The 24,726-nt window shown below is 73.4% G+C and carries 27 protein-coding genes; 17 read left to right on the forward strand and 10 right to left on the reverse strand.

Annotation, left to right across the window (positions count from 1 at the left end):
• From E1300_RS25945 to E1300_RS25960, 4 genes are all read left to right on the forward strand, one after another.
• Positions 1–512, forward strand: a 512-nt coding sequence (locus E1300_RS25945) for a 3-hydroxyacyl-CoA dehydrogenase family protein (protein WP_242619401.1), incomplete at its 5' end; no start/stop codon positions are given.
• 55 nt (positions 513–567) lie between these two features.
• On the forward strand, positions 568–885 hold the full coding sequence (locus E1300_RS25950; RefSeq protein ID WP_207399957.1) for an Rv1322 family protein: 318 nt from the start codon (positions 568–570) through the stop codon (positions 883–885).
• 67 nt (positions 886–952) lie between these two features.
• The gene (locus E1300_RS25955) at positions 953–1,675 is read left to right on the forward strand and encodes an alpha/beta hydrolase (protein ID WP_131759682.1); all 723 of its coding nucleotides are present in this window, start codon (positions 953–955) and stop codon (positions 1,673–1,675) included.
• Between the two features lie 117 nt (positions 1,676–1,792).
• The gene (locus E1300_RS25960; protein ID WP_131759683.1) at positions 1,793–2,578 is read left to right on the forward strand and encodes an alpha/beta fold hydrolase; all 786 of its coding nucleotides are present in this window, start codon (positions 1,793–1,795) and stop codon (positions 2,576–2,578) included.
• 47 nt (positions 2,579–2,625) lie between these two features.
• On the opposite strand, the gene E1300_RS25965 is transcribed toward E1300_RS25960, so the two are convergent.
• The 3 genes from E1300_RS25965 to mce form a co-directional block, all read right to left on the reverse strand.
• Positions 2,626–4,029, reverse strand: coding sequence for an AI-2E family transporter (locus tag E1300_RS25965; RefSeq protein WP_131759684.1), 1,404 nt, complete (start codon positions 4,027–4,029; stop codon positions 2,626–2,628).
• A gap of 128 nt (positions 4,030–4,157) precedes the next feature.
• Entirely contained in the window at positions 4,158–5,498 is a 1,341-nt protein-coding gene (locus tag E1300_RS25970) for a DivIVA domain-containing protein (protein WP_131759685.1), read from the reverse strand.
• A 435-nt stretch (positions 5,499–5,933) separates the two neighbouring features.
• Entirely contained in the window at positions 5,934–6,356 is a 423-nt protein-coding gene (mce, locus tag E1300_RS25975) for a methylmalonyl-CoA epimerase (RefSeq protein ID WP_131759686.1), read from the reverse strand.
• 107 nt (positions 6,357–6,463) lie between these two features.
• Here mce and E1300_RS25980 point away from each other — a divergent pair, with 107 nt between their 5' ends.
• Positions 6,464–7,663 (forward strand): acetyl-CoA C-acetyltransferase, encoded by a 1,200-nt coding sequence (locus E1300_RS25980; protein ID WP_131759687.1) that lies wholly within the window; start codon positions 6,464–6,466, stop codon positions 7,661–7,663.
• Between the two features lie 25 nt (positions 7,664–7,688).
• Here the strand turns inward: E1300_RS25980 and E1300_RS25985 are convergent, their stop codons facing one another.
• Positions 7,689–8,447: a DUF4230 domain-containing protein gene (locus E1300_RS25985; protein WP_131759688.1), complete on the reverse strand. Its 759-nt coding sequence runs from the start codon at positions 8,445–8,447 to the stop codon at positions 7,689–7,691.
• A 215-nt stretch (positions 8,448–8,662) separates the two neighbouring features.
• On the opposite strand from E1300_RS25985, the gene E1300_RS25990 reads away from it, so the two are divergent.
• Positions 8,663–8,986 carry a DUF3817 domain-containing protein gene (locus E1300_RS25990; RefSeq protein WP_131759689.1) on the forward strand — a complete coding sequence of 108 codons (324 nt, stop codon included), beginning with the start codon at positions 8,663–8,665 and terminating at the stop codon, positions 8,984–8,986.
• Between the two features lie 55 nt (positions 8,987–9,041).
• Here E1300_RS25990 and E1300_RS25995 read toward each other — a convergent pair whose 3' ends face one another.
• Both E1300_RS25995 and E1300_RS26000 read right to left on the reverse strand, forming a co-directional pair.
• A complete protein-coding gene (locus E1300_RS25995; RefSeq protein WP_207399958.1) occupies positions 9,042–10,382 on the reverse strand; it encodes a hypothetical protein in 1,341 nt (446 codons plus the stop codon).
• Entirely contained in the window at positions 10,375–11,520 is a 1,146-nt protein-coding gene (locus E1300_RS26000) for an ATP-binding cassette domain-containing protein (RefSeq protein ID WP_242619402.1), read from the reverse strand. The genes E1300_RS25995 and E1300_RS26000 overlap by 8 nt, the downstream gene beginning before the upstream one ends.
• A 476-nt stretch (positions 11,521–11,996) precedes the next feature.
• Here E1300_RS26000 and E1300_RS26005 point away from each other — a divergent pair, with 476 nt between their 5' ends.
• The 3 genes from E1300_RS26005 to E1300_RS26015 all read left to right on the forward strand — a co-directional run bounded on the left by E1300_RS26005 (position 11,997) and on the right by E1300_RS26015 (position 15,280).
• Positions 11,997–12,932, forward strand: coding sequence for a tetratricopeptide repeat protein (locus E1300_RS26005; RefSeq protein ID WP_131759690.1), 936 nt, complete (start codon positions 11,997–11,999; stop codon positions 12,930–12,932).
• Between the two features lie 192 nt (positions 12,933–13,124).
• Positions 13,125–13,778: a cytidylate kinase-like family protein gene (locus E1300_RS26010; RefSeq protein ID WP_131759691.1), complete on the forward strand. Its 654-nt coding sequence runs from the start codon at positions 13,125–13,127 to the stop codon at positions 13,776–13,778.
• A 98-nt stretch (positions 13,779–13,876) separates the two neighbouring features.
• Positions 13,877–15,280 (forward strand): NAD-dependent malic enzyme, encoded by a 1,404-nt coding sequence (locus tag E1300_RS26015; RefSeq protein WP_131759692.1) that lies wholly within the window; start codon positions 13,877–13,879, stop codon positions 15,278–15,280.
• Positions 15,281–15,337: 57 nt separating this feature from the next.
• Here E1300_RS26015 and E1300_RS26020 read toward each other — a convergent pair whose 3' ends face one another.
• Positions 15,338–15,730, reverse strand: coding sequence for a hypothetical protein (locus E1300_RS26020; RefSeq protein ID WP_131759693.1), 393 nt, complete (start codon positions 15,728–15,730; stop codon positions 15,338–15,340).
• On the opposite strand from E1300_RS26020, the gene E1300_RS50335 reads away from it, so the two are divergent.
• The 5 genes from E1300_RS50335 to E1300_RS26040 all read left to right on the forward strand — a co-directional run bounded on the left by E1300_RS50335 (position 15,720) and on the right by E1300_RS26040 (position 19,944).
• On the forward strand, positions 15,720–16,055 hold the full coding sequence (locus E1300_RS50335; protein WP_165502997.1) for a hypothetical protein: 336 nt from the start codon (positions 15,720–15,722) through the stop codon (positions 16,053–16,055). The two genes, E1300_RS26020 and E1300_RS50335, sit on opposite strands and share 11 nt — an antisense overlap.
• Positions 16,056–16,154: 99 nt before the next feature.
• Complete coding sequence (locus tag E1300_RS26025; RefSeq protein ID WP_131759694.1) at positions 16,155–16,730, forward strand: YqgE/AlgH family protein; 576 nt, start codon at positions 16,155–16,157, stop codon at positions 16,728–16,730.
• A gap of 4 nt (positions 16,731–16,734) precedes the next feature.
• Positions 16,735–17,001 (forward strand): DUF3039 domain-containing protein, encoded by a 267-nt coding sequence (locus E1300_RS26030; protein ID WP_131759695.1) that lies wholly within the window; start codon positions 16,735–16,737, stop codon positions 16,999–17,001.
• Positions 17,002–17,160: 159 nt separating this feature from the next.
• Positions 17,161–18,165: a zinc metalloprotease gene (locus tag E1300_RS26035; RefSeq protein WP_131759696.1), complete on the forward strand. Its 1,005-nt coding sequence runs from the start codon at positions 17,161–17,163 to the stop codon at positions 18,163–18,165.
• A 36-nt stretch (positions 18,166–18,201) separates the two neighbouring features.
• Complete coding sequence (locus E1300_RS26040) at positions 18,202–19,944, forward strand: DEAD/DEAH box helicase (RefSeq protein WP_131759716.1); 1,743 nt, start codon at positions 18,202–18,204, stop codon at positions 19,942–19,944.
• Here the strand turns inward: E1300_RS26040 and E1300_RS26045 are convergent.
• The 3 genes from E1300_RS26045 to E1300_RS26055 all read right to left on the reverse strand — a co-directional run bounded on the left by E1300_RS26045 (position 19,941) and on the right by E1300_RS26055 (position 22,624).
• The gene (locus tag E1300_RS26045) at positions 19,941–20,447 is read right to left on the reverse strand and encodes a gluconokinase (protein ID WP_242619403.1); all 507 of its coding nucleotides are present in this window, start codon (positions 20,445–20,447) and stop codon (positions 19,941–19,943) included. The genes E1300_RS26040 and E1300_RS26045 overlap by 4 nt on opposite strands.
• Positions 20,448–20,611: 164 nt before the next feature.
• Positions 20,612–21,193, reverse strand: a complete 582-nt coding sequence (locus E1300_RS26050) for an isochorismatase family protein (protein WP_131759698.1) — start codon at positions 21,191–21,193, stop codon at positions 20,612–20,614.
• Between the two features lie 78 nt (positions 21,194–21,271).
• Positions 21,272–22,624, reverse strand: a complete 1,353-nt coding sequence (locus E1300_RS26055) for a nicotinate phosphoribosyltransferase (protein ID WP_131759699.1) — start codon at positions 22,622–22,624, stop codon at positions 21,272–21,274.
• Between the two features lie 104 nt (positions 22,625–22,728).
• Here E1300_RS26055 and clpS point away from each other — a divergent pair, with 104 nt between their 5' ends.
• The 3 genes from clpS to E1300_RS26070 all read left to right on the forward strand — a co-directional run bounded on the left by clpS (position 22,729) and on the right by E1300_RS26070 (position 24,699).
• On the forward strand, positions 22,729–23,025 hold the full coding sequence (clpS, locus tag E1300_RS26060) for an ATP-dependent Clp protease adapter ClpS (protein WP_131759700.1): 297 nt from the start codon (positions 22,729–22,731) through the stop codon (positions 23,023–23,025).
• 8 nt (positions 23,026–23,033) lie between these two features.
• Positions 23,034–23,573, forward strand: a complete 540-nt coding sequence (locus tag E1300_RS26065; RefSeq protein WP_131759701.1) for a DUF2017 domain-containing protein — start codon at positions 23,034–23,036, stop codon at positions 23,571–23,573.
• Positions 23,574–23,757: 184 nt separating this feature from the next.
• Positions 23,758–24,699, forward strand: coding sequence for an MEDS domain-containing protein (locus tag E1300_RS26070; protein WP_131759702.1), 942 nt, complete (start codon positions 23,758–23,760; stop codon positions 24,697–24,699).
• Positions 24,700–24,726: the final 27 nt, after the last annotated feature.

The following is a 24,726-nucleotide window of genomic DNA, read 5'->3' on the forward strand; positions in this document are numbered from 1 at the left end:
CCTCGACGAACTCCGCGCCCTCTCCCTCGACTTCCCGCCCGAACGGGTCGCGCCGGTCACCGGGATCCCCGCCGCCGCGATCCGGCGCGCGTCCCGGCGACGTCGTCGGCCTGCACCTGCCGGACGCCGGCGGCACGCTCGCCGAGATCGCCGCCACGGTCGCGACCGCCCCCGGCGTCGCCGACCGCGCCGCCGCCATGGCCGGGCGGCTCGGCCTCACCGCGGTCCGCAGCCGCGCCCGCGCCGGGTTCATCGTGGACGCGCTGCGCTTCCCCTACCTCAACGACGCCGCGGCCATGCTCGAAGCGGGCTACGCGGACGCGGACGCGATCGACGCCGCCATGACCCTGGGCTGCGGCTACCCCACCGGGCCGATCGCCGATCTCGACCGCCTCGGCCTCGACCGCGCCGTCGCCGTCCTGCGCGCCCTGCACGCCGAGACCCGCGAGCCCGCCCTCGCACCGGTGCCGCTGCTGGTCGAGCACGCCACCGCCGGGCGGACGCTGCGCTGACCCCCCGTCCCGCCGGGTGATTCCAGCACGGCACGGCCGCCCTATCCTGGAAATCATGAGCCCCCGCAAGAACCGCCGCGCGCTGACCGGCCGCCCTTCGCAGGGCGGCGGCGGGGCGTGGGCTCAGGAGACCGAGGAGGGACCGGACGGCGACTGGATCGTCCGAATGGTCGCCGGGGCGAACGCCACGAAGGCCTACCGGTGCCCGGGATGCGACCAGGAGATCCCGCCGGGGGTCGCCCACGTCGTCGCCTGGCCCGCGGACGGGCGCGGCGGCGCCGACGACCGGCGGCACTGGCACCGGCCCTGCTGGCGGGCCCGCGGCCGGCGCGGCCCGCGGATCATGCGCTCGCGGAACGCCCCGCGCTTCTGACGCCCGGCGGCCCGTCCCCCGGCACACCTCCGGCGCGGGCCACGGCACGACCACGAGAGAGGGAACGATGGCGGAGATCAGGGCGGCGTCCGTGCTCCCGGCGCGGCGCGAGGAGATCACGCTGCACACCTCCGACGGCCTGGAGCTGGTCGGCGAGCTGGCCCTGCCCGCGGACCGCCCGCCCGTCGCCACCCTCGTCTGCCTGCATCCGCTGCCCACCGCCGAGGGCATGATGGACAGCCACGTCCTCCGCAAGGCGTCCTACCGGCTGCCCGCGCTCGCCGGCGTCGCGGTGCTGCGGTTCAACACGCGCGGGACGTCGTCGGCGCGCGGCACGAGCCAGGGCGAGTTCGGCGAGGGCGAGACCGAGCGGTTCGACGTCGCGGCCGCCCTGGAGTACACCGAGTACCACGACCTGCCCCGCCCCTGGCTGCTCGGCTGGTCGTTCGGCACCGAGCTCGCGCTGCGGTGGGGCCGCGACCCGCTCGTCGAGGGCGCGATCCTCCTCTCCCCGCCGCTGCACCGCGCCACCGACGCCGACCTGGACGCCTGGGGCGCCGACGGGCGGCCCGTCGTGGCGCTCGTCCCCGAGTTCGACGACTACCTGCGCCCCGCCGAGGCCCGCGAGCGGTTCAAGCGGATCCCGCAGGCCGAGGTGATCGCCGTGGACAACGCCAAGCACCTGTGGGTGGGGGAGCCGTACGTCCGCGTCGTCCTCAATGAGGTCGTCCGGCACGTGGCTCCGGCGGCCCACCCGCTCCCCACCGAATGGGACGGCCCGGAAGGCTAAACCCGCGCGACCGATCACGGCCACACCCGTCCGCCCGACCCCGGACTGGGGTGACGATTGCGTAGCCGTCGGGTTGACGGTGGCCGTCGGGGACGTCGACGTGAGGATGTAAGGACCGTGCAGCTCTACGCGAGGGACGTCGGGTCGGGCACGCCGCTGGTGCTGCTGCACGCCTTCCCGCTGTCCTCGGCGATGTGGCTGGCGCAGCGCGAGGGGCTCGCCGGGCGGTTCCGCGTCATCACCCCCGACCTGCGCGGGTTCGGCGGCTCGGTGCTCGGCGCCGACGAGCCCTCGATCGACGTGATGGCCGACGACGTCGCCCGCCTGTTCCGCCACCTCGGCGTCCAGCGGGCCGTGGTCGGCGGCCTGTCCATGGGCGGGTACGTGGCGATGTCGCTCTGCCGCAACCATCCCGACCTGGTCCTCGGCGTGGTGCTGGCGAGCACGCGGGGCTCCGCCGACTCCGCCGCCGCCCGGGACGTCCGCATCGCGCAGGCCGAGCGGATCGAACGCGAGGGCACCATCCAGGCGCTGGTGGACGACCTCCTGCCGAACCTCGTCGGCCCGACCACGCTCCGCCAGCGGGCGCTGGTCTACGGGCGCGTGCGCGGCCTCGTCCAGGCGACCCCGCCGCAGGCCGCGGCGTGGGCGCAGCGCGCCATGGCGGCCCGGGACGACGCCTTCGAGACCCTCCGGAGCCTGAAGGTGCCCGCGCTCGTCATGGTCGGCGACGAGGACGTCCTCGCCGGCGAGGACGAGGCCCGCGCCATGGCGGACGCGCTGCCGAACGCGGAGCTGCTGGTGATCCCGCGGTCCGGCCACCTGTGCGCGGTCGAGCAGCCCGACCTGTTCAACCAGGCCGTCGCCGAGTTCGCCGCCGCCCTCGCCCGCACCCGCCACTGACCCGCGCCGCGCCACCGGCCGCGCCCAGCTCCGACGCGCGGCGCGTCCTACATCGTCTCCTGGCGGGGCATGACGACCTCCCGGATGATCAGCGCGATCGCCGCCGCCGTGGGGATCGCCAGCAGCGCGCCGACCACGCCGAGCAGCGCCGCGCCGATGAGCGCCGCGACCACGGTCACGGCGGGCTGGACGTCGACCGTGCGCTTCATGACCCGGGGGTAGACGAAGTAGTTCTCGACCTGCTGGTAGACGACGTAGAAGATGACGCAGATGACGGTCTCGGTGATCGTCCCGGTGAGGAACGAGACCAGGCACACGATCACCGCCCCGATCGTCGCGCCGATCAGCGGGATCAGGTCGGTGACCGCGACGATCAGCGCCAGCGCGAGGGCGTACTTCACCCCCATGATCTCCAGGAAGATGTACGACGAGACGCCCGCGATGAACGCGATCGTGAACTGCCCCGCGACGTACCCGCCGATCCGGTCGAGGATCTCGTCCCCGAGGAGCGCGACGCGGGCCCGCCGGGAGCGCGGCGCGAGCTGGTAGAAGAACGTCTTGATCTGCGGCAGCGAGCTGAGGAAGTACAGCGTGAGGATCAGGATCGTGATCGTCTGGAAGATGCCGTTGATCGCGACCTTGCCGATGCCGGTGGCGGTGTCGGTCAGGCTGCTCTGGAAGCCCTTGCTGTTGACGGCGGCCTGCGCGCGGTCGAGCAGCCCGTAGCGCTTGTCCCACTCGGCGAGCCGCTGGTTGTGCTGGAGCTGCGTGACGAAGTCGGGGATGCTCTTGCGCAGCTCGGTGACCTGCTCGGAGACCGGCTGCACCAGCGAGGCGACGAAGCCCGCGAAGAACGCGAGCACGCCGAGGAACACCGCGCCGACCGCGGCGGCGCGGGGCAGCCCGAACCTGCGGAGGCGCTCCACCGCCGGGTTGAGGCCCACCGCGAGGAACATCGCGACGACGATCATCACGATGACCGACTTGGCGTTGGTGGCCGCCTTGACCAGCATCCAGGCGGTGATCACGCCGAGCGCGGCGGTGAACCCGAAGATGAACGGGTGCGCGCGGCCGAGCGGCTCACCGGGCCGGCCGAACGGGAACCGGTGGTCGACGCCGGCCTCGCGCTTGCGCTGCTCGATGTCGTGGGCCGGGTCCGGGGAGTCGGGCTCCGGCGGGACCGGCTCGACGACGTTCGCGGGCAGCGGGCGCTCGACGGGGCCGCCGGTGGCCGGGTCGCGCTCCTTCTGGACGCCGTCGTCGGCCTCCTCCGGATCCAGGGCACCGCTGGGCCGCGCCTCGCCCTCGTCCGGCGGGCCGGACGCCGGGCCGGACGGCCCGGGGGCGTCGTCGGCCGGCGGGGCGGGCGCGGGGACATCGCCGCCCGCGCCGGAGCCCCCCTGGGCGGGGGACGTCGCGGGGCGGTCCTCGTGGGGGGTCTCGTCGGGCACGCCGCTCTCCTCTTCGGTCCTGCCATGAGATGCGGAAAGCCTAGAGGCAGTTCATGCCCCTAGGCTTTCCGATCACGCGTCGTTCGTTCAGGCGCGGGTGAACGGCAGGCGATCCACCCGGCCGGCGGTCACTCCTGCCACCAGTCCTCGTCGTCCTCGTCGGACTTCTTGGCCTGGCCGCCCTTCGCGGCGGCGGCGGGCGCGGCCTTGGCGGCCGGCTGCTGCTGCTTCGGCTGGGCCTGCTGCGGCGCCGGGGCCGGCTTCGGCTCGGCGGCCGGGATGGCGGCCTTCTCCGGCGGCGCGGCCAGCTCGGGCTCGCCGCCCATCGCCGGGGCGACGCCGCCGATGAGCTGGCGCAGCTGGTTGAGGTGGCTGGTGATGCTGTCGCGCTGGCGGGTCAGCTCGTCGACCTGGCGCTGCGCGGCGGTGCGGACGCGGTCGGCCTCGGCCTTGGTCTCGGCGAGCAGCTGCTCGGCCTGCGACTTGGCCTCGGCGATGACGTTGTCGGAGTTCTTGCGGGCGTTCGCCATGAGCTGCTTGGCGTGCGAGTCGGCCTCGCGCCGGGTCTGCTCGGCCTGCTGGGTGGCCTTGGCGGCGCGCTGCTCGGCGGACGCGGCGCGCTGCTCGGCCTCGGCGACCAGCTTCTGCGTCGCGGCCTGCGCGGCGGCGTGGCGCTCGGCGTCCTGCCGGTCGGCCTCCTCGCGGCGGGCGGCGAGCTGGATCTCGAACTCGGCCTCCGCCTGGGCGCGCTGGGCCTCGCTCTCCTCCAGGATGCGCTGGGCCTGGGCCCGCATCTCGTCGGCCTGCCGCTTGGCGGTGGTGAGGATCTCGTCGCGCTCGCGCTTGGTCGAGGCGCGCAGCTGGGCGACCTCGCGCTCGGTCGTGGTGCGCAGCTTGGCGATCTCGCGCTCGGCGGCGGCGCGCTTCTCGGCGACCTCGTGGTCGGCGGTGGCGCGCAGCTTGGCGACCTCGCGCTCGGTGGTCGAGGTGAGCTCGTCGGCCTCGCGGTGGGCGGAGGTGCGGACCTCCTCCGCCTCGCGCTCGGCCGCGTTCCGCATGTCGTCGCCCTCGCGCTGGGCGGTCGCGCGCAGCTCGGCGGCCTCGTTCTCGGCCGTCGCGCGCTGCTCGGCGGCGTCGACCTTGGCCGCGGCCTTGATCTCGTTGGCCTCGGAACGCGCGGCCTGGACGAGTTCGGTGGCCTGCTCCTCGGCGAGTCGCAGCAGCTGCTCGATGCGCGCGCCGAGGCCGGAGTACGTCGGCCGTTCCTGCTCCTGGAGCTGGCGGTGCGCGTCCGACAGCTCGCGCTGCAGGGCCTGGGTCTGCTCGCGCGTCTGCCGGACCTCGTTGTCGAGCTGCTTGATGTGCTCGTCGACCTGGTGCCGGTCGTAGCCGCGAAGCACCACGTCGAACTCGCGTGGGGGCGTGTCTTCGAAGAAGTTGCTGAGCTGGGCGTCGATGTCGGACTGCATGTGGCTCAATCCTGATGTGACGGGGCTACGGGTAGTTCCGGGGACCGGTTGATCGCCTGGCATGAACGAACGCAGATGAGCGGGCGCAGTGCCCCAGACCTCTTCCGGCGAATGAAGCGTACTCCGGACACTGCCGTGTTGGGGGCTCATCTTGACGCGCTGCGTGTTTTGTCCCTTTTGTGATCATGCTGGTCCGGGCCCCGGCCGCCCAGCTACCGGCCCCGCAAATGCACCAGATGTGTCCGAACGGTCACAGAGCGGCGGTCCGTGCCCGCCCTTCCGCGCAGTGATATCGAACACGTCACGATCCGGGCGTGTCGCAGCGCCGCCGCGCCGGGGGATTTCTGTGGTACGCGGCGGGCGGCGGACCGGATGCGCACCCGGATGCGGCCCGGATGCGCATCGGGTGCGGCGCGGGGCCGGCCGAGCCCGAGGTCAGGGCTTCTGGACGAGCTCGGTCAGCACCCCGTGGCAGTCCTTCGGGTGCAGGAAGTTGATCAGCGAGCCCATGGAGCCCTTGCGCGGCGCGTCGTACAGCACCCGCACGCCCTTGCCCGCGATGCCCGCGGCCTCGTCGGCGACCTCGCCGTCGGTGCCGAACGCGATGTGGTGGACGCCCTCGCCGTTCTTGGCGAGCCACTTGGCGACCGCCGAGTCCTCGCGGATCGGCTCGATGAGCTGGAGGTAGCTCGCGGCGCCGTCCCCCGTTTCGTTGATCTTGAGCATGCACTCCCGCACCCCCTGCTCCTCGTTGACCTCGAAGTGCGCGTCGGCGAAGCCGTAGGTCTCCCGGTAGAAGGCGACGGTGGCCTCCAGGTCGTGGCAGGCGATGCCGATGTGGTCGATTCGGGTCAGCATGGGCGTTTCTCCCTCGAAGCAGGACGGACGGGGGCGAACGGAAAGGCGGGGCCTCCTCCTAGGTATGGTGGCAAACGTCGCCGCGCACCACCCCTGGAGGCCCCAGCATGACCGCCACGTCCGTGATCGTCGCCGGAGCGCGCACCCCTGTCGGTCGCCTGCTCGGCTCGCTGAAGGACTTCTCCGCCGCCGACCTCGGCGCGCACGCGATCAAGGCCGCGCTGGAGCGGGCGGGAGTCTCCGGAGACCAGGTGCAGTACGTCATCCTCGGACAGGTCCTCCAGGCGGGCGCCGGCCAGATCCCGTCCCGGCAGGCGGCGGTCAAGGCGGGCATCCCGATGAGCGTCCCGTCCATCACGATCAACAAGGTGTGCCTGTCGGGGCTGGACGCGATCGCGCTCGCCGACCAGCTCATCCGGGCGGGCGAGTTCGACATCGTCGTGGCGGGCGGCATGGAGTCCATGACCCAGGCCCCGCACCTGCTGCCGAAGTCGCGCGGCGGCTACAAGTACGGCTCGATCGAGGTCCTCGACCACATGGCCTACGACGCGCTCACCGACGCGTTCGACGGCGTCTCCATGGGCGAGTCGACCGAGCACCACAACGCCAGGCTCGGCATCACCCGCGAGGAGCAGGACGAGTTCTCCGCGCGCTCGCACCAGCGCGCCGCCGCCGCGATCAAGAACGGCGTCTTCGACGACGAGATCGCGCCGGTCGAGATCCCGCAGCGGCGCGGCGAGCCGATCGTGTTCGCGACCGACGAGGGCGTGCGCGGCGACACCACCGCCGAGTCGCTCGCCCGGCTCCGTCCCGCGTTCTCCAAGGAGGGGACGATCACCGCGGGCTCGTCCTCGCAGATCTCCGACGGCGCCGCCGCCGTGGTCGTGATGTCGAAGGCCAAGGCCGAGGAGCTCGGCCTGAGCTGGCTCGCCGAGATCGGCGCGCACGGCAACGTCGCGGGCCCGGACAACTCCCTCCAGTCGCAGCCGGCCAACGCGATCAAGCACGCGCTCGGCAAGGAGGGTCTGGACGTCGCCGACCTGGACCTCATCGAGATCAACGAGGCGTTCGCCGCGGTCGGCGTCCAGTCGATGCGCGACCTCGGCGTGGACGCCGACAAGGTCAACGTGAACGGCGGCGCCATCGCCCTCGGCCACCCGGTCGGCATGTCCGGCGCGCGGATCGCCCTGCACCTGGCGTACGAGCTGCGGCGCCGCGGCGGCGGGACGGGCGCGGCGGGCCTGTGCGGCGGCGGCGGCCAGGGCGACGCGCTGATCCTCCGCGTCCCCGCCCCGCCCGCCGCCTGACCCGCACCGCTCCAGGGCGCCCGTGTTACTGGGCGGTCGCCTGCTTCACGGTGACCGTCTTGAAGCCGAGCGCCTTGAGCATGTTCTCCAGCATCGACTTGGCGTTGGCGTCGGCGCGCTGCCGGAGGCCGCTCTCGGTGGCCGCGGTCTGGATCTTCTGGCTCGCCAGGACGTAGAGCTGCTGCTGGTTGTTCGGGTTGCCGCTGAAGAAGTCCCCGAAGCGGTTGAACAGCCCGCGCTCGGTGGCGAACACGTAGCTGCGCTTGGTGTCGAGGTTGGTGGGTTCGAGCTGGGCGGGCGGCAGCGTGACGGTCGCGACCGTCCGCTCGGAGTTCACCGTGATGGCGCCGGAGGCGAGCCTGGAGAAGTCGATGTAGGCGTCCACGGAGCCGTTGCCGATGAACAGCGTGCGCTTGCCGCGCAGGGCGCCCGGGAGGAACTTGGCGTCCTTCTCCAGGTCGACGACGACCTGGTAGTTGCCGCTGGCGGCCTCGTAGCGGTGCAGGTCGCGGATCGACTGGAGCAGGACGGGGCCGCTGCGGTCCTTGGTCTCCTCGGCGAAGGGGTTCAGCCAGTGCGGCAGCATGCGCAGCGTCTGCTGGGCCAGCAGGACGACCGCGACGGTCGCCACGACCAGCAGCAGCGCGGTGCGGAACCCGCCGCCGCGCCGGGGGGCCGGCCGGGTCTCGCGGCCGCGCTCCGGGACGCGTTCGTCGGCGCGCTCGACGGCCCGCGCGGCGGCGGGCTTGCCGGGGGCGTCTTTCTTCGATTCCGATCGGGCCATGTACCCGGCATTCCCGAAGAGGAGGCACCCTCACCTGTCTCCGCGGTTCGAGAGCCTTACACCAAGATCGGGACGCTCGGCGGGCGGATTCCGGCATGACCGGAACCGGGAGGAACGAGCGTCGCGATCGCGCGCGGAGTGTCAGGAGCGACCCTGTGTGAGCGGGACCATACGGCGGGCCGAAACCTCCGCGGGCTCCCGGGCGTTGACCGGGCGTGGACATCGTTCGTGCTTTCCGGATCGTCTCGATCGCCGAGGCGGTCTCGTTCCTGGTGCTGCTGCTGATCGCCATGCCGTTCAAGTACATGGCGGACGCGCCCGCGGGCGTCCAGATCATGGGTCCGATCCACGGGATCCTGTTCCTCGCCTACGTCGGGCTGGTGTTCGTCGTCCGGCAGCCGCTCCGCTGGGACCTGAAGCGCACGGCGCTCGCCCTCGTCGCCTCGGTCCTGCCCGTGGCGCCCTTCCTCGTCGAGCACTACTGGGCCAAGCCCCCGGTGGCCGCCGGGAACGTCCCGCAGGCGGCCGCCCGGGGCTGAGCGCCCGCAAAGGCTTCTGCGTGGCCGCGGCAGGTCTGGGGGGATCCGGCCGCGGTCACGCAGAGGGTTTCTCGTCGCCGACCTCGCGGGTCGTCCGCGGAGCCGTCCGGGGCGCGTACGCGTTCAGGCCCCGGCCCGGCGACCCGGCGCCGAAGTCGTCCGCGCCGAGCGAGCACGACCGGTAGCGCGCGAACCGCAGCCGCAGCCACTCGCGGCGCCGGAGCTCGCCCCACGACGCGAACCTGCGCGCCGCCCGCTCGTCGGGCACGGCGGGCGGCTCCTCGCCCGTGAGCCACGCGTCCACGAGCCCCCCGTAGCCGTCCGACACGGGACGCCGGGGACCCGCGCACGCGGAGCCGTCCAGCAGGCCGTCGCGGATCTCCCGGACGGCCCGCTCCTCGAACCCGGGCGCGAGGTCCTCGTCGAGATGGACGCCCGCGACGCCGTCCACGATCTCGGCGGGGATCCACGCCGGCCGCTGCTCGACGCGGGTGAAGGCGCCGGGCGTCCCGTCGAGCCGCGCGGCGAGCGGCGTCGCGACCGCCATGAGGGCGGGCAGCGCCTCCCGGAGCGCGGGGTGGACGCAGACGGTCAGCGGCCACTCCCGGCACACCGGCTCCGCGGGCACGGGCGAGACCGTCCCGCCGCCGGAGCCGTAGAGGCCCACGCCCGCGATGACGGCCACCGCCACGGCCACGGCCAGCGGGACGACGGTGACCAGCCGCCGCGTCGCCCACACCACGTACCAGAGGACCAGCGCGGCGGTCAGCCCGACCGACAGGGCGACCTGGTCGGCGAGCACCGCCGGGCGCAGCGCCGCGAACAGGTGGACGCGCTCGAACGCCGCCGGGGGCAGCAGGCTCCACCAGGCCGCGCCCGGCACGCGGAGCGCCGACCACAGGGACGCGGCGGCCAGCACCATCGCCGCGGTGGCCCGGTGCGGGAAGGCGCGTCCAGCCAGGTAGCCGGCGACCACGTGCAGGACGAGCGTGCCCGCGCCCGCGACGACCCCGAGCGCGGGCGGGCCGCCCGCCGCCGCGTGCACGACCGTGATGCCGGCCACCACCGTGGTGACCGCGGCGTACGCGGCCAGCGCGGCGACCGACAGCAGCAGCAGGTCGAACAGGACGCCGGTGGCGGGCGAGCGCGCGGTGAGATGGCGCAGGTAGTCGAGGGGGCGCTCGCGCACCGCCGTCCACGCGGCCAGCCCCGCGGCCAGCGGGCCGAGGAGCCGCACCGCGTCGAGCAGGGCCACGACGGAGTCGTCCCAGTAGGCCACGGAGGGCGTGAGGGACGACGCCGCCGCCGCGATGCCGACCAGCGTGAGGACCGGCACCGCCACCAGCAGCGCCGTACGGCGGGCGTCCAGCCGGAGCACCCGTCCGAGGTCAGACACCGGCGCCGCTCCCGGCGGGCGCCGGGTTGGCCCGCGATCTGGTCATCTGCGGGAGGACGAGCCGCGCGGGCCGCCGCTTCGGCGCGGCCGCGCGCCGGGCGCCCGCGCCCGCGGGCCGCGGGTCACCGGCCCGGTGCTCACCACCCGCGCGCCTGCCGGCGGCCACCCGACGCTCCCCGGACACGGCCCGCTCGGATGCAAGGCGTTCGGACGCGGTCCGCTCGGACCCGGCCCGCTCAGATGCGGCCAAGTCGGATGCAGGCCGCTCGGACGCGGCGGCCCGGTCGGATGCATGCCGCCCCAAGGCGGGCCACTCGGAAGCAGAGCGATCGGGTGGGGGCCGGTCGGCAGGAGGTCGGCTGGGCCTGAAGCGGCCGGTTTCGGAGCGGTCGGGCGGCGTTCGGTCGGCCGGGTCACGGCGACCGGCGGAATCACGGCGGTCGGCCGGGTCGCGACGGGCAGCCGGATCGCGGCGGTCGGCGGACGAGCGGCCGCGGCGCGCCGCCGCCGACTGCGCGGGAAGCTCCGTCAGCCGGCCGCGGGCGAGGGAGAGCAGCCGGTCGCACCACCCGGTGAGGGTCTCGCGCGCGTCGGAGCTGATCACCACCGTGGGCGCGAGCGACCGGACGACCGGCATCAGCTCCGCCACCGCGGCGGCCCGCGCGCCCGGTCCGGGACCGGCCGCGCCGGCGGGCCAGGGCTCGGCGGCGGCGCACAGCCGCCCGAACGGGTCGTCCAGCAGGACCACGTCGGGCCGGTGGACGCACGCCGCCGCGATCCCGGCGCGCAGGCGCACGTCCGGCGGGAGCAGCGACAGCTCGGTGCCGGCGGCCTCGGTGAGGTCCAGCCGCTTCACCATGTCGCGCGCGGCCGAGGCGCTCGTCCGTTTGTAGTAGGCCGCATAGGCGACGAACTCTCCCGCCGTCATGTGCTCCGCGCGGGACAGCCGGCCCGGCAGATAGCCGATCCGGGCCCGCGCGGCGCGCAGGCCGACGGCATGCGCTGTGTCATGTCCCAGAATGTGCAGTGCGCCGGTATTCGGCCGGCGCAAGGTCGCGAACGTGGCCAGCAGAGTGGATTTACCGACACCAGGTGGGCCGACCAGGCCGACCACGCCTTCGGCCACGCCGAAGGTCACCGGGCGCAGGAGCCACCGCCCCCCGCGGCGGACACCCATTCCTTGAGCCACGATCGCGGGAAAATCCGCGATCACTACTTTCCCCCCGTTGCTCGTCATGCGATCGCGACGGCCGTGCGAGGCGCACCGGTGGCTTGCGTACCACGCCGTGCACGTCCGGCCGGCGGGCCGTCTCGAAACGGCTCCGGGACACCGGATCTCTTTTGCCGTGCCGCGATGCAGCGACAGCGTGACTATAACCGTGCTTGGTGATGGCTGTCAGCATTCTTTCTCCGTTCACGGCGGGGTGCCCGGATCCTTTGCCTTCCGCTGCGGGAACGGGAATTCGAGAAAGGCGGACAATTGTCGTGGCCCATCCCGGAGCGGGGCGACGCGGGCGCCCGGGCCGGTGCGGCGCGCTCCGCTGGGAGCGGACGGGCGTACAGCCGGGGGCGGTCATGGGGCAGGATGGACCCATGCCTTCTCGGGACTTTTCGTTGCACGGGGCCATTGACCTGGGGGCGCGCCAGGCGGCCGTCAGGAAGCAGCAGGAACGCCAGGCTCAGGGCGGCGCGGCGCCCGCGGGCACCGCGGCCGGAGCCGGCGGCCAGTACGTCGTGGACGTCACCGACCAGACGTTCAACACCGAGGTCGTGGAGCGGTCGCAGAGCGTCCCCGTCCTCGTGGACTTCTGGGCCGAGTGGTGCGGGCCGTGCAAGCAGCTCAGCCCCATCCTGGAGAAGCTCGCGACGGAGGCGGCCGGCGCGTGGGTGCTGGCGAAGGTCGACATCGACGCCAACCCGCAGCTCGGCGCCTACATGCAGCAGATGGGCGTGCGGGGCATCCCGTTCGTCGCGGCCGTCGTGGGCGGGCAGCTGCTGCCGTTCCTCAACGGCGCGGCGCCGGAACCGCAGGTGCGGCAGGCCATCGACCAGCTCTTCGACGCGCTGCGCAAGGAGGGCATCCTCCCGGAGGCGCCCGAGGGCGCGCCCGGGGCCGCCGAGGCGGCGGAGCCCGCGGGCGACCCGGTGTACGGGGCGGCGGAGGACGCCCTCCAGCGCGGCGACCTCGACGGGGCGAAGGCCGCCTTCGAGCAGCTGCTCAGCAGGAACCCGCGCGACGAGCATGCCAAGCAGGGCCTCGCGCTGATCGAGCTGAGCCGGCGGGTCGGCTCCCTCGACCCGGAGCGCACCGTCCAGGACGCCGACGCCAAGCCGGGCGACGTGCGGGCCCAGATGGACGCCGCCGACGTCGAGATGGTGTCGGGGCGCATCGACCAGGCCTTCGAGCGGCTGCTCGGCGCGGTGCGGCGCAGCGCCGGCGACGACCGCGACGCGGTCCGCAAGCACCTGCTGTCGCTGTTCGAGCTGCTGGCGCCGGACGACCCGCGCGTCGGCAAGGCGCGCCGCTCCCTCCAGGCGGCCCTGTTCTGACGGGGCCTGTCCTGACGCGGCCTGTTCTGGCCGTCGTGTTCTGACGGGAACTGTCACGGTCGTGTTCTGGCCGTCCTGTTCTGACGGTCGTGTCTTGACGGTGCGGGTGCTGGCCGGGCGCGTGCGGGCCGCGCGGGTGACGAATCCCGCGTGGCCGACGTAGGCGACGCCGGAAACGGGCATCAATCCGGAATGGATGCCCGTGTCATCACCATCTCGGCCACCTTCGGGGCGCGCGGCGCGGTGGTGGGCCCGGCCGTGGCGGACCGCCTCGGGCTGCCGTTCGTCGACCGCGCCATCCCCGAGCTCGTCGCCGGGGAGATCGGCTGCACGCTGGAGGAGGCGCTCGCCCACGACGGGCGCGCCGAGAGCGGGATCGGCCGCATCCTCGCGGGCGCCGCGCGGCTGCCCCAGGTCGCGCTGGGCGGCATGGACGTCTACGTCCCGAGCCAGGCCATCGTGCCGCCGGAGCAGTTCGTCGAGCGCACCGAGGGCGTGCTCAACCGCGTCGCCGACGGCGGCGGGGGCGTGCTGCTCGGCCGCGCCGCCGCGGTGGTGCTGGCGGACCGCCCGGACGCGCTGCACGTCCGGCTGGACGGGCCGCGGGAGCGGCGCCTCGCCGTCGCGGCGCGGGAGATCCGCCGGTCGGACGGGCCGACCGGGCCTCCCGGACGCGATGTGGAGCGTATGCTCGATGACAACGACCGCGCCCGCACGGCCTACGTGAAGCACTTTTACGGGGTCGATCCCGCCGACCCGCGGCTCTACCACCTCGTCGTCGACACCACGAGGCTGCCCGCGTCCGCCGCCGTCGAACTGATCGTGACCGCGGCACGGGCGTCCTGAGCCGGGGGAAGGCCGGGCGGCGGCGCCCGGACGCACCGCCCCGCCGTGGGACGATGCACCCGGGACAAGGACGTACCCGGTACAGAGGAGCAAGTGTCGTGGCGAGCGTGCCCAGCGTGTCCTACTCCATCACCGTCCGGCTGGAGGTCCCGGCCGGCGGCAAGGCGGTCAGCCAGATCACGCACGTGGTCGAGAACGCGGGCGGGATCGTCACGGCCCTCGACGTGAACACGGCCGGCCACGAGACGCTGCGCATCGACGTGACCATCGCCACCCGCGACACCCAGCACGCCGAGGCGATCGCCGGCGCGCTGGAGCAGGTGCCCGACATCAAGATCCACAAGGTCAGCGACCGCACGTTCCTGATGCACCTCGGCGGCAAGATCGAGATGCAGTCGAAGGTGCCGCTGCGCACCCGCGACGAGCTGTCGATGGCCTACACGCCCGGCGTCGCCCGCGTCTCGCTGGCGATCGCCCGCAACCCCGAGGACGTCCGGCGACTGACGATCAAACGCAACAGCGTCGCGGTGGTGACCGACGGGTCGGCCGTGCTGGGCCTCGGCAACATCGGCCCGGAGGCCGCGCTGCCGGTGATGGAGGGCAAGGCGGCGCTGTTCAAGCGGTTCGCCGGGATCGACGCGTGGCCGATCTGCCTCGACACCCAGGACACCGACGAGATCGTCCGGACCGTGCAGATTCTCGCCCCCGCGTTCGGCGGCATCAACCTGGAGGACATCTCCGCGCCGCGCTGCTTCGAGGTCGAGGCCCGGCTGCGCGAGCTGCTCGACATCCCGGTCTTCCACGACGACCAGCACGGCACCGCGATCTGCGTGCTGGCCGCGCTGACCAACGCGCTGCGCGTCGTCGGCAAGGACATCGGCGACGTCCGGATCACGATGGCGGGCGCGGGCGCGGCCGGCAGCGCGATCCTCAAGCTGCTGAAGCACGCGGGCGCGCGCGACCTCATCGTGTGCGACTACCGCGGCGCGGTCCACCGGGGCCGCGACGACCTCGACGACTCGCTCCGCTGGATCGCCGAGAACACGAACGAGGGCGGCTACGCGGGCGACCTGCGCGGCGCGGTCAAGGACGCCGACGTGTTCATCGGCGTCTCGGCGCCCGGCATCCTGACCGGTGACGACATCGCGACGATGAACGACGACGCGATCGTGTTCGCCCTCGCCAACCCCGAGCCCGAGGTGTCGCCGGACGAGGCGCGCGAGCACGCCGCGGTCGTCGCGACCGGCCGCAGCGACTACCCGAACCAGATCAACAACGTGCTGGCGTTCCCGGGCGTCTTCCGCGGCCTGCTGGACGCGCAGGCCGACGGCGTCACGCTGGTGATGCTCGCCGCGGCGGCGAAGGCCCTCGCGGAGGTCGTGACGCCGGACGAGCTCGGCCCGAACTACATCGTCCCGAGCGTCTTCCACCCGGACGTCAGCAACCGCGTGGCGGGCGCCGTCCGCGAGGCCGCGGGCGGGCGTCCCCGCACCGAGCTCTGAGATCGCGCGGAACCTGAGGGGGCCAGGGGTCTCGTCGAGGCCTCAGGCCCCGCCTGCTCAGTCGGCGGTCTTCTTGGCGAAGATCTGCTCGCGACGGCGCGGCCAGATCCCGCCGTACCAGAAGATGATCACTCCGGTGAGCATGGCGGCCACGCCGGTCGCGGCCTTCGCCCACAGCCCGGTGTCGGGGCCGGTGTGCGGGAGCTTGCTCGGCGGCGTCGAGGGCGGCGCCGCACCGGACCGCTTGCAGTTCGCCGTGAGCGTCCGCGTCTCGACCTGCTTGTTCGCCTGGGTCACCTGGACGACGGTGCGGCGGTCCTCGCGGAGCTTGACGACGACCGTCTTCGTCGTCCGGGCGCCGATCTGCCCCGGGGCGGACGCGGTGTCGTCGTTCTTCTCGATCGCGTAGTCCAGGTTCTTCGTCCCCGTGTTGCGGAGGGTGACGCTCACCTCACGGGACGGGCAGGACACGCCCCCGATGTCGGCGGTCAGCGGCTGCGCCGCGGTCGGCGACGGGTGCGGCGTCGAGCGCTTCGACGTCGAGGTGGAGGCCGAGGGCGAGGGCGACGCCGACGGCGAGCCGGAGGAGGCGGACGGCGACGGTGAGGCGCTGGAATCCGACGATGTCTTCAGCACGGCCGAGGTGATGATCAGCGCCCCGAGGACGAAGAACACGGCGGCGATGATGACCCTGGGCAACTGCATCGCGTTCCTCCCCGGCCCGCGAGGCGACACCACGCGGGCGGCCGGTGATCCTAGATCATTCTTAACCTAAGCCGTTGTCCTGCCGATATCCCCATCGATAGGAATGCGTAACAGGCTAACGAGCGGGGGGACGTGCCGCCGGTGCTCCGCGCAACGCATCATGGAGACCATGGAAGACGGCATCAGGGTGGGGCTTCTGCTGGTCGCGACCCCTCAGCTCGACGATCCCAACTTCAGGCGCAGCGTCGTCCTGGTCGTCGAACATGACACGGACGGAGGGACGCTCGGAGTTGTCCTGAACCGGCCGACCGAGGTGCCCGTGGACCGCGTCCTCGCCCCCTGGGCGGAGCTCGTGACCGGCCCGTCCGTGGTGTTCCAGGGCGGTCCCGTGGCGCTCGACAACGCGCTGGCCCTGGCCCGCCTGCCCGGGGAGGACGAGCCGCTCGGCTGGCGGGCCCTGGACGGCGGCGCCGAGGTCGCCCGGGTCGGTCTCGTCGACCTGGACGCCCCGCCCGCGCTGCTGGCCCCCGAGGTGCTGCAGCTGCGGGTGTTCGCCGGATACTCCGGCTGGTCCGCCGGGCAGCTCCGCACGGAGGTCGAGGAGGGCGCCTGGTACCTCGTCCCCGCGGAGGCCGGGGACGTGTTCGCCCCGGACCCGGAGCGGCTCTGGCAGGAGGTGCTCCGCAGGCAGGGCGGCGACCTGGCGTTCGTCTCCACTTTTCCCGAGGACCCGACGCTGAACTAAGGTGATGGACGTGAGTACGAAGATCCTTCCCGACGGCGACACCCAGAGCGATGTCCGGCCGGACCTTTCGCACGGTGACGGCGACCACGAGCGGTTCGCCCACTACGTGAAGAAGGCCAAGATCACCGAGAGCGCGGTGACCGGCACGCCGGTGATCGCGCTGTGCGGCAAGGTCTGGGTGCCGAACCGGGACCCGAAGAAGTACCCCGTCTGCCCCGAGTGCAAGGAGATCTACGAATCCATGAAGCCGGGCGGCGGGAACGAGGAGTGACGAGCGGCTGAGGCCGCCGGGGACGCGGCGTCCGGGGTGGCGCCGCGTCCGGGCGTGCCCTGGTGAGCTGGGGGAGACCGTCCGGGGGGATGGATGCGGCTTTTGGCCGGGGCTTCGCTGTGCGCACTGATGGTCACGGTGTGCACGGCGTCGAGTGCGATGGGTGACCAGGGTGGCGGCCGAGGGGGCGGTCAGGCGGCGCCGGGACGGGACGCGGAGCGGGCGGCGTGCGTCCAGCGAGAGAACGCGGCTCCGGCGGCCCGCCCGGAGGCCGTGCGCCGCGCCTCGGGCGACACCGACGACCTGGGGCCGGACGAGGTGACCGCGATGCTCGACGATCTGCGGCGGCGTTCCGGCGCGTCCATGGACGAGTCGGCCCGCCGGAAACGCGAGCGGATCATCGTGCCGGTGCGCTTCCACGTGCTGACCGGCGAACACGCAGGGCGGGCCGGACGGGTGTCGCGGCGGGCCGTCCGGCGGCAGATCGCCATCCTGAACGCCGCGTACAGGGGGAGGCTGGGCGGCGCCGACACGGGCGTCGGGTTCCGGCTCGCCGGTTACGACGTCACGGACAGGACCGCGTGGTTCCGGCATCCGCGGCGGTACGACCGCCAGATCAAGGCGCGCCTCCGCCGGGGCGGCCCCGGAACGCTGAACGTCTTCACCGCGACCATGGACCACGATGTGCTGGGCTTCTCCACGTTCCCCCACACGTCCCGGAAAAGGCCGCGCACGGACGGCGTCGTCATCGACTACCGGACGCTGCCGGGCGGCGCCCTCGCGCACTTCCAGCGCGGCTACACGGCCGTCCACGAGATCGGGCACTGGTTCGGCCTGCTCCACACGTTCGAGAACGGCTGCGAGGATCCCGGGGACGGGGTGGACGACACTCCGTACGAAGCGGGGCCCGCACAAGGTTGCCCCCGCGTCCGCGACAGCTGTCCTCGGCCGGGCACGGACTCCGTCCACAACTTCATGAACTACGGCTGGGACACGTGCATGCGGGAGTTCACCCCAGGTCAGGGACGGCTCATCCGGGCCGCGTGGACGGCTTACCGGGCGCTCCGGCACCGTGCCGAGGCGCGCCGGCGAGCGGCGTCCGGCGGTGTGGATCGCGGCACAGGAGCGGGCACCGGGGCACGATCTGTCGGTGGGGCTCGGTAGCCTTCAATGACCGTGAGCACCTTCGCCGCATCGAGCATGCCTCCCGCCTTCCCCGAGCGGGCCGCCTGGGGGACGGCGTCGTCCCTGCGTGCCTGGCAGCAGCAGGCGCTCGAAGCCTACTTCGGCGTTGACGGGACGAAGCCGGGCCCGCGCGACTTCCTCACCGTCGCGACGCCCGGCGCCGGTAAGACGACGTTCGCGCTGCGCCTCGCGCGCGAGCTGATGGAGCGCCGCATCGTCTCCGCCATCACGGTGGTGTGCCCCACCGAGCACCTGAAGCGGCAGTGGGCCGAGTCGGCCGCCCGCGTCGGCATCAGGATCGACCCGGAGTTCCAGAACGCGCAGGGCCGCGTCGGCAAGGACTTCCACGGCATCGCCGTGACGTACGCGACCGTCGCCGCCCGCCCCGCGCTGCACCGCAACCGCACCGAGGCGCGCAAGACGCTCATCATCTTCGACGAGGTCCACCACGCGGGCGACGGCCTGTCGTGGGGCGACGCCGTCCGGGAGGCGTTCGAGCCCGCGGCGCGGCGGCTGGCGCTGTCGGGCACCCCGTTCCGCACCGACATCAACCCGATCCCCTTCGTCCAGTACGAGGAGGGGCCCGACGGCGTCCGGCGCAGCCGGGCCGACTACACCTACGGCTACGGTCCCGCGCTCGCCGACGGCGTCGTCCGGCCGGTGATCTTCCTGGCGTACGCGGGCGAGATGCGGTGGCGCACCCGCGCCGGCGACGAGATCACCGCGACCCTCGGCGAGCCCCTCACCCAGGACCAGACGGCTCAGGCGTGGCGGGCCGCGCTCGACCCGAAGGGCGACTGGATCGGGCAGGTCCTCGCCGCCGCCGACCGCCGCCTCACCGAGCTGCGCCGCGCCATCCCGGACGCGGGCGGCCTCGTCATCGCCACCGACCACGAGGCGGCCCGCGCCTACGCGAAGATGCTCCGCGCCGTGACCGGCCAGGGCGCGACGGTCGTGCTGTCGGACGACCCGTCCGCGTCCAAGAAGATCAAGACGTTCGGCGAGACCGACGACCGCTGGATGGTCGCGGTGCGGATGGTGTCCGAGGGCGTCGACATCCCGCGCCTCGCCGTCGGCGTCTACGCCACCTCGACCAGCACGCCGCTGTTCTTCGCGCAGGCCATCGGGCGCTTCGTCCGGGCCCGCAGGCGCGGCGAGACCGCGTCGGTGTTCCTGCCGTCGGTGCCGACGCTGATGGGGCACGCCGCCGAGATGGAGACCGAGCGCGACCACGTGCTCGACCGGCCCGTCCGCGAGGACGGCCTCGACGACGACCTGCTCGCCGAGGCGAACCGCAAGCAGGACACGCCCGACGTCGGCGAGGAGCTGCCGTTCGAGACGGTCGAGGCGTCCGCGACGTTCGACCGCGTCCTGTACGACGGCGGCGAGTTCGGCATGCAGGCGCAGCCGGGCTCGGCCGAGGAGGAGGAGTTCCTCGGCATCCCGGGGCTGCTGGAGCCCGAGCAGGTGACGCAGCTGCTGCGCAAGCGGCAGGCCGAGCAGATCGCCAACGAGCGCCGCAAGAAGACCGGCGACCCGCGCGCCGACCGCACCGCCGCCGAGGACATCGCGTCCCTGCGCCGCGAGCTGAACGGCCTCGTCGGCGCCTGGAACCACCGCACGGGGCAGCCGCACGGCGTCATCCACAACGAGCTGCGCCGCTCCTGCGGCGGGCCCGCGATCGCGCAGGCGAGCGCCGACGACATCAAGAAGCGCATCGACAAGATCCGCGAATGGGCCGCCAAGCGCCGCTCCTAGGCTCCGTCGCTCGGGCGCAGCTCGGTCAGGATGCGGTCGACGATCTGCTCCGGCCCGTCCTCCACCGGGACGATGACGACGTCCTCTTCGGGCGCGGGACGCTCCAGGTCGGCGAACTGGCTGTCCAGAAGGTCGGCGCTGAAGAAGTGCCCCTTCCGCGCCTTCATGCGCGCCTCGATGACGTCGCGGTCGCCGTCGAGCATCACGAGCCGGACGCCGGGGCGCCCGCCCGCCAGCGGCTCCCGGTACGCCCGCTTCAGCGCCGAGCAGGTGACGACGCCGGGCCGTCCGGCGGCGATCCGTTCGTCGATCCAGGCGGCGATCGCGCGGAGCCAGGGGCGTCGGTCGGCGTCGGTCAGCGGCGTGCCGCCCCGCATCTTGGCGATGTTGGCGGGCGGATGGAAGTCGTCGGCCTCCGCGTACTCCCAGCCGAGCCGCTCAGCGAGCAGGCGCCCCACAGTGGACTTGCCGCTCCCCGACACGCCCGCAACGACAATGACCACCGGAAAAGACCGCCCGCCCCCGCCGGAAGGCCCGCCGCCCAAGGAAGGCTCGCCTCCTGCGGAAGGCCCGTTGCTCGGCGACGGCGCGTTGCTCGCGGAAGGCGGCCCTTCGCTTGCGGGGTCGTCCGTGTTGGCCCAATCGGCCTCGGTTCGGTCGGCCACGGTCAGGCGCTCGCCACGGGGGCGCCGGAGAGCGCGACGCCTACGTTCTTGAGCTCGTCCAGGGCCCGGTCGGCGGTGGCCTTGCTGACCGCGGCGGTCATGTCCAGCAGGACGGTCGTGCGCAGGCCCGCGCGGGCCGCGTCCACGGCGGTGGCCCGGACGCAGTGGTCGGTGGCGATGCCGACGATGTCCACGGTGTCGACCCCGCGCGCGGCGAGCCAGTCCGCGAGCGGCACGTCGTCGTCGGAGACGCCCTCGAAGCCGCTGTAGGCGGCGGTCTCGCGGCCCTTGCTGAAGACCGCCTCGATGGGCGCGAGCGCGAGGTTCGGGTGGAAGTCGGCGCCGGGCGTGCCGATGACGCAGTGCGGCGGCCACGTGTCGACGAAGTCCGGCGCCGCGGAGAAGTGGGCGCCGGGATCGAGGTGGAAGTCCCGCGTCGCCACGATGTGGTCGTAGTCGGACCGGTGCGCGGCCATGTGCCCGGAGATGGCCGTGGCCACGCCCGCGCCGCCGCCCACCGCGAGCGAGCCGCCCTCGCAGAAGTCGTTCTGCACGTCCACGATGATCAGAGCCTTCTTGCCCATGACCGCTCTCCCTGTCCCGGTTTACCCCTCCGGATGTCCCCCGCCATGGGGGACGCTACTCCAGCCGCGCGGACGGGTTCAGTGCCGCGGGCCGCCGTCCACGAACTCCGTGGGGAGCGCGGGCTCGCCGCGGGAGAGCTGGAGCGCCGTCGGCGGCAGCTCCGCCACGGCGCGGCGGTGCCGCTCCCGCGCGTCCCGCAGCGTCTCCCGGCCGACGATCTCGCCTCCGGCGACCAGCGGCACCTGGAGGACGCGGTCACGCGGCCCCGGCGTCGGCTCCCCGGTGGAGACGGTCTCCGCGTGGGCGGTCCCATGCCCGTCGATGCGCCGCACGGCCGTCTTGCGGCCGCCGCGGCTCGGCTTGCCCACGGACCGCTTCGCCACCGGACGCATGGGCGCGCCGTCGTCCGGGCCGTCCGCGCGGGCGACGAGCTTGTAGACCAGCGAGGCGGTGGGGGCGCCGGAGCCCGTCACGAGGGACGTGCCGACGCCGTAGCCGTCCACGGGGGCGGCGCCGAGGGCGGCGATGCCGTACTCGTCCAGGTCGCCGGTGACGACGATGCGCGTGTCGCGGGCGCCCAGCGCGTCGAGCTGCTCCCGGACGCGGCGCGCCACCACGCCGAGGTCGCCGCTGTCGATCCGGACGGCGCCGAGGCCGGGCCCGGCGAGCTCCACGGCCGTCCGGACGGCCCGCTCGACGTCGTAGGTGTCGACGAGGAGCGTCGTCCCGTCGCCGACGGAGGCGAGCTGCGCCTCGAAGGCGTGGCGCTCGCTGTCGTGCAGCAGGGTGAACGAGTGCGCGCTCGTCCCGGCCGTCGGGACGCCGTACAGCCGTCCCGCCTCCAGGTTGGACGTGGTGGCGAAGCCCGCGATGTAGGCGGCGCGGGCGCTCGCGACGGCCGCGCTCTCATGGGTGCGGCGGGAGCCCATCTCGATGATCGGGCGGTCGTGGGCCGCGTGCACCATCCGGCTGGCCGCGGACGCGACCGCGCAGTCGTGGTTGAGGATCGACAGCGCGAGGGTCTCCAGCAGCACGGCCTCCGCGAACGTCCCCTCCACCACCAGAATGGGCGATTCTGGGAAATAGCAGTCGCCTTCGGCGTAGCCCCAGATGTTCCCGGAGAAGCGGTACCGCTCCAGCCATTGCGCCGTGGGCTGGTCCACGATCCCGTTCGCGGTCAGGAACTCCAGCTCGGCGGCGTCGAACCGGAACGCCTCGATCGCGTCGAGGAGCCGGCCCGTCCCGGCGACGACGCCGTACCGGCGCCCGGCGGGCAGATGCCGCGCGAACACCTCGAACACCGAGCGCCGCTCCGCCGTCCCGCTGCGGAGGGCGGCCTGGAGCATGGTCAGTTCGTAGCGGTCGGTCAGCAGGGCAGTGCTGTCGCCAAGGTCCACAAGTGGAACCCTAAGGGGCAGTGTGTGCACCATGGACGTGCAGGCCGTCACACCCGCGCGTCCGGGGGCGCATAGCATCGGGGGTCGGGGCGGGACCGACTTCACGGCGAAAGGGGGAGACGCGGCCAATGAGCGCCATGAGCACGGCGCCCGCGCCGGTCGAGCTGGAACGGCCGGACACCGGGGAGGATCTGAGCGCCGACCGGCCCTGGCTGGCCATCGTCTGGAACGACCCGATCAACCTGATGTCCTACGTCACGTACGTGTTCCAGACCGTCTTCGGCTACCCGAAGACCAAGGCCGAGAAGCTGATGCTCGACGTCCACCACAAGGGACGCGCCGTCGTGGCCAACGGCACCCGCGAGGAGATGGAGCGGGACGTCGAGATCCTGCACTCCTACGGGCTGTGGGCCACCGTGAAGCGGGACGACTGAGCGGATCCATGAGCGATGTGAAGAAGACCCGGCACGGCCTCCGGGTCCGGCTGGAGACCGAGGAGGCGGCGCTCGTCCGTGCGCTGATGGAGCAGCTGCTCGGCCTCCTCGGCGACGCGCCCGGCGCCGACGACGAGCTCGCCTCCATGGGCATCGCGGAGAACGCCGTCAAGCCGGACGACCCCGTCCTGGCGCGGCTGTTCCCGGACGCCTACCGCGACGACGGCGAGGCCGCCGGCGAGTTCCGGCGCTACACCGAGATGGGGCTGCGCGACGGGAAGCGGGAGGCCGCGTCCACGGTCCTCGAAAGCCTGAAGGACCTGGAGCGCGGGACGGTCGCGGAGACCGTGCTGGACGACGACCAGGCGCAGGCGTGGCTGCGCGCCCTGAACGACGTCCGGCTCGCGCTCGGCACCCGGCTGGACATCGGCGAGGAATGGTACGAGGAGGCCGCGCGGCTCGACCCGAGCGACCCCCGGATGCCGATGTTCGCGGCCTACGACTGGCTGACCATGCTCCAGGAGAGCTTCGTCCGAGCCCTCTGGTAGCGCCCTCTCGCGGCGCGGTCTGGTGGCGCGGCCGGTAAGTGCGGCGTCCGGTCCCGGCCACAACGGACATTACCGATTGTCGAGGCCCCGGTGCGGTGAGTGGCGTTACGTTGGTCTCTCGGGGGATGCCAGGGCCCGCTCCCGCGGGCCGCGTGTGTGCCGTACGGAAACTCGGAGGCCCGTGATGTCCCTCAACAGCAAGGCCGTCGGCTCGATGCAGCTCGGCGACCACCTGTGCCTGTTCTTCGACAACGACGAGGAGCGGCGGTCGATCATGGCCGCCTACGTCCGCGACGGCGTCCGCGCGGGCCAGAAGATCATCTACATCTCCGACGCGGTCACCGCCACGGAAGTCCTCGACTGGCTGCTCGGCGCCGAGCGGGACGCCCCCGTCGCCGGCCCGGACGGCCCGGGCGGCCCGGGCGACGCCGCGGACCCCGTCGACCTCGCCGCCGCCATGGAAGAGGGGCACTTCGTCGTCCGGACCGCCGAGGAGACCTTCCTCGCGAGCGGCCGGTTCGACCCGCAGGGAAGCCTCGACCTCATGGCGACCGAGATCGACCTCGCGCTCGTGCAGGGCTACTCCGGCGTCCGGATCGCCGGCGAGGCGCGGTTCTCGCTGCGCCGCTGGCCCGGCACCGAGCAGCACGGCGACTTCGAGCGGATGCTCGACGAGATGTTCATGACCAACGACCTGAAGGCCATGGCCATCTGCCAGTTCGACCGGCGCTGGTTCGACGCCGAGCGGCTCGCGGAGCTGGAGGCCTGCCACATGGGCCACGTCGGCGCCGACGCCTACTACGACGACGGGTCGCTGCGGATCACGCCGATCTTCAGCCCGCCGGGCGTGGCGCTCGCCGGGGTGATCGACGAGTCGACCCGCCCGGCGGCCGAGAAGGTGCTGGAGTCCGTCGCGACCCGCACCAACCTGCTCTGCCTGGACGTCGGCGGCGTCACCGACTGCGACGCCGACGGGCTGCGGCTGCTGACCCGCGCCGACGGCCCCGAGCGCGGGCCGAACCGGGGCCTGCTGCTGCGCGGCGTGGCGCCGCGGCTCGGCGAGCGGATCGAGTCCGCCGGGCTGGCCCGCGCCTCCGGCCTCGCGATCGACCCGGCACCGCGGTGACCGGCCGGGCGGCACGGGCGGGCGGCG

The sequence above is a fragment of the Actinomadura fibrosa genome (assembly GCF_900659615.1).
Lineage (GTDB): Bacteria > Actinomycetota > Actinomycetes > Streptosporangiales > Streptosporangiaceae > Spirillospora > Spirillospora fibrosa.

Excerpts from the sequence above, each read along its gene's own strand:
- E1300_RS25955 (WP_131759682.1), top strand. The coding sequence starts at position 953 with ATGGCGGAGATCAGGGCGGCGTCCGTGCTCCCGGCGCGGCGCGAGGAG.
- E1300_RS26070 (WP_131759702.1), top strand. The coding sequence starts at position 23,758 with ATGTCCCTCAACAGCAAGGCCGTCGGCTCGATGCAGCTCGGCGACCAC.
- clpS (WP_131759700.1), top strand. The coding sequence starts at position 22,729 with ATGAGCACGGCGCCCGCGCCGGTCGAGCTGGAACGGCCGGACACCGGG.
- E1300_RS26010 (WP_131759691.1), top strand. The coding sequence starts at position 13,125 with ATGGATGCCCGTGTCATCACCATCTCGGCCACCTTCGGGGCGCGCGGC.
- mce (WP_131759686.1), bottom strand. The coding sequence starts at position 6,356 with ATGCTGACCCGAATCGACCACATCGGCATCGCCTGCCACGACCTGGAG.
- E1300_RS26030 (WP_131759695.1), top strand. The coding sequence starts at position 16,735 with ATGGACGTGAGTACGAAGATCCTTCCCGACGGCGACACCCAGAGCGAT.
- E1300_RS26055 (WP_131759699.1), bottom strand. The coding sequence starts at position 22,624 with ATGGTGCACACACTGCCCCTTAGGGTTCCACTTGTGGACCTTGGCGAC.
- E1300_RS25985 (WP_131759688.1), bottom strand. The coding sequence starts at position 8,447 with ATGGCCCGATCGGAATCGAAGAAAGACGCCCCCGGCAAGCCCGCCGCC.
- E1300_RS26040 (WP_131759716.1), top strand. The coding sequence starts at position 18,202 with ATGCCTCCCGCCTTCCCCGAGCGGGCCGCCTGGGGGACGGCGTCGTCC.
- E1300_RS26050 (WP_131759698.1), bottom strand. The coding sequence starts at position 21,193 with ATGGGCAAGAAGGCTCTGATCATCGTGGACGTGCAGAACGACTTCTGC.
- E1300_RS25980 (WP_131759687.1), top strand. The coding sequence starts at position 6,464 with ATGACCGCCACGTCCGTGATCGTCGCCGGAGCGCGCACCCCTGTCGGT.
- E1300_RS26065 (WP_131759701.1), top strand. The coding sequence starts at position 23,034 with ATGAGCGATGTGAAGAAGACCCGGCACGGCCTCCGGGTCCGGCTGGAG.
- E1300_RS25970 (WP_131759685.1), bottom strand. The coding sequence starts at position 5,498 with ATGCAGTCCGACATCGACGCCCAGCTCAGCAACTTCTTCGAAGACACG.
- E1300_RS26025 (WP_131759694.1), top strand. The coding sequence starts at position 16,155 with ATGGAAGACGGCATCAGGGTGGGGCTTCTGCTGGTCGCGACCCCTCAG.
- E1300_RS25950 (WP_207399957.1), top strand. The coding sequence starts at position 568 with ATGAGCCCCCGCAAGAACCGCCGCGCGCTGACCGGCCGCCCTTCGCAG.
- E1300_RS26035 (WP_131759696.1), top strand. The coding sequence starts at position 17,161 with ATGGGTGACCAGGGTGGCGGCCGAGGGGGCGGTCAGGCGGCGCCGGGA.